At 68.2% G+C, this 5,011-nt stretch carries 6 protein-coding genes and 1 tRNA gene; all 7 read right to left on the bottom strand.

Going from position 1 to position 5,011, the window contains the following annotated elements:
• Window positions 1-403: 403 nt before the first annotated feature.
• Window positions 404-2,260 carry a methyl-accepting chemotaxis protein gene (locus tag ACQKJZ_RS17940; protein ID WP_427732893.1) on the bottom strand — a complete coding sequence of 619 codons (1,857 nt, stop codon included), beginning with the start codon at window positions 2,258-2,260 and terminating at the stop codon, window positions 404-406.
• A 112-nt stretch (window positions 2,261-2,372) separates the two neighbouring features.
• Window positions 2,373-2,449: transfer RNA gene (locus ACQKJZ_RS17935), tRNA-Arg, on the bottom strand.
• Between the two features lie 65 nt (window positions 2,450-2,514).
• Window positions 2,515-2,946, bottom strand: a complete 432-nt coding sequence (locus ACQKJZ_RS17930) for a DUF1178 family protein (protein ID WP_427732891.1) — start codon at window positions 2,944-2,946, stop codon at window positions 2,515-2,517.
• A complete protein-coding gene (locus tag ACQKJZ_RS17925) occupies window positions 2,943-3,767 on the bottom strand; it encodes a carbon-nitrogen hydrolase family protein (RefSeq protein ID WP_427732889.1) in 825 nt (274 codons plus the stop codon). Before ACQKJZ_RS17925 ends, ACQKJZ_RS17930 begins: the two co-directional genes overlap by 4 nt.
• Window positions 3,764-4,021 (bottom strand): glutaredoxin 3, encoded by a 258-nt coding sequence (gene grxC, locus ACQKJZ_RS17920; protein ID WP_312490375.1) that lies wholly within the window; start codon window positions 4,019-4,021, stop codon window positions 3,764-3,766. Before grxC ends, ACQKJZ_RS17925 begins: the two co-directional genes overlap by 4 nt.
• Before the next feature lie 32 nt (window positions 4,022-4,053).
• The gene (locus tag ACQKJZ_RS17915) at window positions 4,054-4,365 is read right to left on the bottom strand and encodes a ComF family protein (protein WP_427732886.1); all 312 of its coding nucleotides are present in this window, start codon (window positions 4,363-4,365) and stop codon (window positions 4,054-4,056) included.
• A 3-nt stretch (window positions 4,366-4,368) separates the two neighbouring features.
• Entirely contained in the window at window positions 4,369-4,812 is a 444-nt protein-coding gene (locus tag ACQKJZ_RS17910) for a ComF family protein (RefSeq protein WP_427732884.1), read from the bottom strand.
• Window positions 4,813-5,011 lie beyond the last annotated feature (199 nt).

Here is a 5,011-nt window from a genome sequence, read left to right as displayed (position 1 = left end):
GAACCCAGATCGGCCCAGTCCACTTCCCGCGCCAAACGCTCCAGCCGGACATTGCGACCCAAGCGCGGCGACACCAGGCCATCCACCAAGCTACCCTGATCCATCGCAAACGTCCCCCCGCCTGCAACCATGAATCACCGTCGCACGACTTTTGCAACGATCCCCTGAAGGGGAGGGGCTCGTCTTAATGTGACGCAATGTCATCACGCTCTGGACCACTCCGGCGCAAGCCGGGGTGGAGCGAGACGAGGGAGAAAACTTTAACGTCGCCCCGACCCCTTGCAGGGAGGTATCTTTGCAAGACCGGCAGCGGGGCCGGCTTCGGGGGGAGCGCTGAGCTCGTGATTAAGGTCTCCGCCTCGTCCCTGCCCCCTGGACTCCCCCGATCATTCAAAGAGCGGGTTCAGAATTCCGACCAATCCCCATCGTCGATCGCCACGGCCGCGCTGGATGCACGCGCGACGCGCGGAGCGGCGGCGATACGGGTCGCGGCTTGCGCGGCGCGCGCCTGAAGCTGATGAACGGGGGAAGCCGCCGGCATCGGCGCGGGACGATGGGCCAGGCGGAAACGGGCCACCTGGCGGGTCAGATTATCGGTTTCCTCCGACAGGGTGCGCGCGGCGGCCGTCGCCTCCTCGACCATCGCCGCGTTCTGCTGGGTCACGCCGTCCATCTCGTTCACGGCAGTGTTCACCTGCTGAAGGCCGGTGGCCTGCTGGGCGGCCGCCGAGGCGATGTCGGAGACCAGCATGTTGATCTCGCCGATCCGCCCGGTGATGCGGGTCAGCGCCGCGCCCGCCTGCGCGACCAGTTCGACCCCGGCATCGACCTGCTCGGTCGAGGCGGTGATCTTGGCCTTCACATCCTTGGCGGCGTCGGCCGAGCGCTGCGCCAGCGCGCGGACCTCGGATGCGACAACGGCGAAGCCCTTGCCCGCATCGCCCGCGCGCGCGGCCTCGACACCGGCATTCAGCGCCAGCAGATTGGTCTGGAACGCGATGCCGTCGATCACCGCGATGATCTCGCTGATCTCATGCGAGGAGCGCTCGATCCCGGTCATGGCCTCCACCGCGCGATGGACCACGTCCGACGATTGCTCGGCATCGACGCGGGTGCCCGAGACGACGTCGTGCGCACGCTTGGCGTTGTTGGCGGTCTCGTTCACCGTCTCGGTGATCTCATGCATCGCCGCCGCCGTTTCCTCCAGGCTGGCGGCCTGCTGCTCGGTGCGGTGCGACAGGTCGTCGGAGGCCTGGCGGATATCGCTCGCGCCGTTGCCGATGCCCTGCGCGCTGACCGATACGGCGGACAATGTGGCCGAGACGGCGTCCATCGCCTTGTTGAAGTCGTGCTTCAGTTTCTCGAACGGCCCGGTCAGTTCCGCCTCGATCTGCACGGTCAGGTCGCCCTGCGCCAGGGCATCGAGGCCGTTGCCCACGCTGTCGACGATCAGCCGCGTCTGTTCCGCCTTGGCCTGCTCGGCCCCGGTCAGCTGATTGCGAAAGGCGAGCATCGCCTCGGCCAGTTGGCCCACCTCGTCGCGGCGTTCCTCGACCTCGGGCTTGGCGGTCATGTCGCCCGCCGCCAGCCGCCGCATCGCCGCCGTCATCGACGCCAGCGGGTTGGCGATGCCTCTAATCAGCGACAGCAGCATGACGCCGGCCAGCGCCAGCACGCCGATGGAAATGGCGATCGAGATGTTGCGCGACCAGATATAGTCGGCATTGGCAGCGGCCATCTCGCTTTCCATCCGCTCGATCTGGCTTTGCTGGATGCCGGTGATGTCGGTGTTGGTCTTCCTGAAAAGTGGCCGGCTGGCGCGGAAATTGTCGGAAGCCTGCTGGGTGGCGCCCTGCCCGGCCAATTGCAGCGTGCGGCGCGACTCCGCCATGAAAACCGTCCAATCCTCACGGAAAAGGCGAAATTTCTCAATCGACTTGGGCAGGACCAGCGATTTTTGCAGGAAAGCGGAATTTCGGTCGATGATCGCCAGATTTTCCTGCGCGTCCCGCAATGCCGACTGCCGCGCGTCAGGGTCATCGGCCAGGATGCTGGTCGCTTCAGCGACACGGAAATCGGACACGGCCGTATTGATGGATGCGACAGCGACCAGCTTTTCACGCCGGTCGCGCCCCAACTTCTCCGCCGCGCTGTTCAGTTTCTGCAGCGTCATGATCGACATCACCATGGTCAGCAGCAAGGCCGCCGCCAGAACGCCGAATACGATGCATAATTTCGCGCTGATCTTGAGATTTTTCATCGCCACCACCCCTGATTCGCGGGCAGGAATAGGCGGGGCACTCTTTCGATTAGGTTAGCGCGTGGCCGGAAAGCATGAGAAATCCCGGGCCCGGCGGCTGTCAAAAGATGCGTGGTGACCCCGACTGGATTCGAACCAGTGGCCCTCAGATTAGGAATCTGATGCTCTATCCTGCTGAGCTACGGGGCCGCGCACGATGGGGTGATACAAGCGACCGATGGGATGGTCCAGTATGCTTCGCCCTTCCCCCGCGATCAGTTGGCGAGCTTGGGCGGCACCACCGGCAGGGGGAGCGGCGCGACGGGAACGCCGTCCTCGATCAGGGCCTTGGCCTCCGCCAGGCTGGCCTGGCCGTGGATCTGGGCCACGGGCGCGTCGCCGTCATGCATCGCCCGGGCGCGGTCGGCAAAGGCGGTGCCGACCCAGGTCGATGTCTCCAGCGCCTTGGCCTGCGCCTGCGCCAGCTGCGCCAGCGCGGCCTTGATCGCCTGCGGCGACGGCGCGTCGGGGCGGCTGTTGCCCTTGGCCGCGATCTGCGGCGCCATCACCGCCTTTTCGATGGACCGGTCGCCGCAAAGCGGACATTCGACCTGCTCCGCCGCCCGCTGTTCGGCATAGGCGGACGATGAGGCGAACCATGCCTCGAACACGTGCCCACTCGGGCAGCGCAGATCAAAGACGATCATGCCCGCGCCACCGGCCCGATCGCGCGGCGATGGCGGATGGTGGGCAGACGTTCGCGCACCGCCGTCACCGCCGACGTATCGATCGTCACCAGCCCCAGGCCCGCCGGCTCCCCCATGTCGAGCAGCACCTCGCCCCATGGTCCGACGACCAGTGAATGGCCATAGGTCGCGCGACCGTCCTCATGCTCGCCCGTCTGCGCGGCGGCGACCAGATGGACGCCCGCCTCGATCGCACGGGCACGCAACAGGACATGCCAGTGCGCATCGCCGGTGGGACGGGTGAACGCCGCCGGTACCGACAGGATCGTCGCCCCCGCCTCGCTCAGCGCGGCGAACAGCGCCGGGAACCGAAGGTCGTAGCAGATGGCGAGGCCCAGGCGGCCGATGGGCGTGTCGACCACCACCGCCTGCTCGCCGGCGGCATAGGCGGCGGACTCGCGCCAGCTCTCGCCGCTCGGCAGATCGACGTCGAACAAATGCATCTTGTCATAACGGGCGCGAATCGTACCGGCATCGTCGATCACATAGGCGCGGTTGGCCAGTCGACCGTCATCGCGCCGGATCGCCAGCGAGCCGAGATGTACCCAGATGCGATGCTCCGCCGCCGCCGCCCGGACACGCGCCAGCACCGGGTCCTCGTCCTCGCCGACCAGCCTGGCGGCCGCCCGTGCGCGATCGCGGTCGATCAGGCCGGACATTTCGGGCGTGAACAGCATGGCCGCGCCGCCCGCCCCGGCCTGCGCGATCGCCTGCGCCAGCGTGTCGGCATTGGCGGCGGGGTCGATCCCCGCCGTCATCTGCAGGACGGCGATGCCGGTCATGCCGACAGAAGCGGGTCGAGCCCTCCACGCTTGTCCAGCGCCGCCAGATCGTCCGAACCACCGATATGCCGGCCGTCGATGAAGACCTGCGGCACGGTGGTGCGCCCCTGCGCACGCTCGATCATCTCGGCGCGCTTGGGTCCCCCCATGGTGATGTCATATTCCTCGGGCTCGACGCCTTTGGAGGCGAGCAGCGCCTTGGCCCGGGTGCAATAAGGGCAGAACGCCTTGGTGTAGATTTCAACCTTTGCCATGTCCTGTCAGGTGTGTCGTGCAAGGTCGCTTGTCAATCGCCGCCCCCCGCCCCGCGCTCGATCACCCGGGCCCAGCACAGGATCGCCACCGACGTGGCACCGGCGCGCAGCAGCGCACGGACGCAGGCGCCGGCGGTAGCGCCCGTCGTATGGACATCGTCGACCAGTACCACGCGCCGCCCCGCCACCACGGCATGATCGCGCACGCGGAAGGCCGCGTTCACCGCCGCCCGGCGCTCGCGCGGCGACAGGCCACGCAGCAGCGGAGTCGGCTTCACGCGGACCAGTGCATCCCGCGCTACGGGCACGCCGGTCCGACGCGATACCGCGGCGGCGATCAGCACCGCCTAGTTGAAGCCGCGCCGCCACAATCGCCAGCGGTGCAGCGGCACCGGCACAAGCAATTCCGCATCCGTCGGCATCCGTCGCGCCATCGGCCCGGCCATGGTGTCGGCCACCCCGATCCGCCCGCCATGCTTCAGGCGGATCGGCAGTTCGCGCGCGATCGGGCCATAGGCGACGGCGGCGTGGATGCCGGCATGCACGGGCGGATCGGCCAGGCAGGGGCCGCAGCGCAGGTCCGCACCGCCCGTCCCCGGCAACCCACAGGTCGGACACCCCGCCCCGTCCAGGAAGCGCAACCCGCCCCAGCAATCGGCGCAGAAACGATGATCCGCCTCGACCGGCTCGCCGCATCCGGGACAGCGCGGCGGCAGCGCCCAGTCGATCACCGCGCCCGGCAAAAGACGCAGCCGGTCGGCCCAGCCCGCCGCAATTCCCGGTCCGTTCATGCGCCCCACCCCATGGATCGACTTGTTCCCGATCGCGCAAGCGCGCACAAGCGCCGGCGTGACCGCCCCCGCCATCTTTGATCGCCTCGCGCGCCGCCGGCGCCGCGACCGTGCCCAGCACGACCACGTCGAGCACGACCTCCTGCGCGCCGGGATGCTCGATGGCATCGCCGCACGGCTGGCCGCCTTTACCCGGCCG

Source organism: Sphingomonas sp. NPDC019816, assembly GCF_050274375.1.
Lineage (GTDB): Bacteria > Pseudomonadota > Alphaproteobacteria > Sphingomonadales > Sphingomonadaceae > Sphingomonas.
Note: the sequence above shows the minus strand (reverse complement) of the source record. Positions and strands in the feature narration are given on the sequence as shown.

Bases quoted from the DNA above. Each gene is read 5' to 3' on its own strand.
- ACQKJZ_RS17940 (WP_427732893.1), bottom strand. From the start codon at position 2,260: ATGAAAAATCTCAAGATCAGCGCGAAATTATGCATCGTATTCGGCGTT.
- ACQKJZ_RS17930 (WP_427732891.1), bottom strand. From the start codon at position 2,946: ATGATCGTCTTTGATCTGCGCTGCCCGAGTGGGCACGTGTTCGAGGCA.
- ACQKJZ_RS17925 (WP_427732889.1), bottom strand. From the start codon at position 3,767: ATGACCGGCATCGCCGTCCTGCAGATGACGGCGGGGATCGACCCCGCC.
- grxC (WP_312490375.1), bottom strand. From the start codon at position 4,021: ATGGCAAAGGTTGAAATCTACACCAAGGCGTTCTGCCCTTATTGCACC.
- ACQKJZ_RS17910 (WP_427732884.1), bottom strand. From the start codon at position 4,812: ATGAACGGACCGGGAATTGCGGCGGGCTGGGCCGACCGGCTGCGTCTT.